Origin of the sequence: uncultured Campylobacter sp., from assembly GCF_938045595.1 — a bacterium.
GTDB lineage: Bacteria > Campylobacterota > Campylobacteria > Campylobacterales > Campylobacteraceae > Campylobacter_B.
Map to the genome: position 1 here is coordinate 1 of NZ_CALIBB010000282.1, position 1,576 is coordinate 1,576.

Consider the following 1,576-nt stretch of genomic DNA (forward strand, 5'->3'; position numbering starts at 1 on the left):
AGCTGAAATTTTAGGATAAACAAAAATCCCAGCTAAAATCCCCGCAAGCGCCGCTAACTCGCTAATATCTCCAAAAGCTCGTGCGCGGGTAAAAGCACTCAAAATCGCCGCCGCATCTGGAAGGGAATTGGCGAAAAAAATCCAAGCGAAACTTACAAAAATATAGGTACAAAAAAGCGCCAAATGTGGGTTTAGCGGCTTTACGCCCACTTTGGCAAGGCATTTTAAAAACACAAGCGCCACTCCGTGCAAAAGCCCCCAAATCAAAAAATTTAATCCCGCGCCGTGCCAAATGCCCGAGAGCGCAAACGCGATTAGCAAATTTACGCAGGTGCGCGCAAAGCCATTGCGCGAGCCGCCGAGCGGGATATAAATATAATCGCGTATAAACGTGGATAAGCTGATATGCCAGCGATCCCAAAACTCTCCTAAATTCTTAGCCGCATAGGGCATATTAAAATTCTGCGGCAGCTTAAAGCCCATCGCAAGCCCAAGCGCCCGCGCCATATCGATAAAGCCGCTAAAATTCGTATAAAGCACCACGCCATAAAGTAGCAGTGCAGCTAGAATTTGCGCCGCGGAGGACTCAGGCTCATCGCCGTAAACGCCCGAAATCACATCGCTATAATACGCGCCTAAATAGCCGCTAATAAGTAGCAGCTTAACTAAGGCAAAAATTATAAGCACATAAATTTCATCGGCATTGCCAAAGTGCTTGAAGCAATCAAACTGCGGCAGTACTGGCTCTACGCCCTTGGCAGCGCTAGCGCGCCCGATAGGACCCATCACGACGCTAGGGAAAAACGCTAAAAAGCACGCCAAGCTCAAAAAGCCCTGCTCACCGCATTCGCGCCTATAAACCGAGATGAAATAGGTGATCGACATGAAAACATAATATGAAATTCCAAGCGGAAACGCCACGCTATCGACGGCACCTAGGTGCAGCACAGCAAGCGCGGCATTGAAAAACTCCCTGACGTAGCCATAATATTTAAAAAACGCAAGAAAAAATAAGCCGCCAGCAACTGCCGCAAGCATCACCGCACGCGCCTTCGCAGTTGGTAGTGGAATCTGCTTCGCTAGCCCTGCTTTTTGCAACTGCTTTGCTATGCCAGCTTGTTTTGTTGCGCTTATCTGCTTGGCTGCCGCTTTACGCGAGAGCTTTTTCTTGTGCGAAGACTGCTTTGCGGGCGGTATGGCTTTCGCAACTACGCGATTAGCGCGCGCGATACACATCCCTGCAAAATATACGAAGGCACTATAGGCTGCAAGCACCAGCGCAAAACGCGGATTTATGGAGCACATAAAGCCGTAGCTTGCTAACAGGATCAGGATTTTTTGCGCGAAAATATGATTTTTGAGCGTCCAATAAACGATTAAAAACGCTAAAAAAGCAAGGACAAACTCGGGCGAAAAAAATGTCATTCAATCTTTCCAATTTAAATTTTTAAAGCTCTTGCGGCTTTTAGACGCTTGCGGCGTGAGATTTATATGAAGCGAAAAAGCTTTTTTAAATCGCTTACAGCATGATATTTTATGCGCAGGCGCGGCGGTAGTCACGGCGTTGCGTCGCCAA

The 1,576-nt window shown here is 47.6% G+C and carries 1 protein-coding gene; it reads right to left on the bottom strand.

Annotated elements, in window-relative coordinates; translation table 11 throughout:
- Window positions 1–1,425, bottom strand: a 1,425-nt coding sequence (locus Q0340_RS10995) for an MBOAT family O-acyltransferase (protein ID WP_298083336.1), incomplete at its 3' end; no start/stop codon positions are given.
- Between the last annotated feature and the right edge of the window lie 151 nt (window positions 1,426–1,576).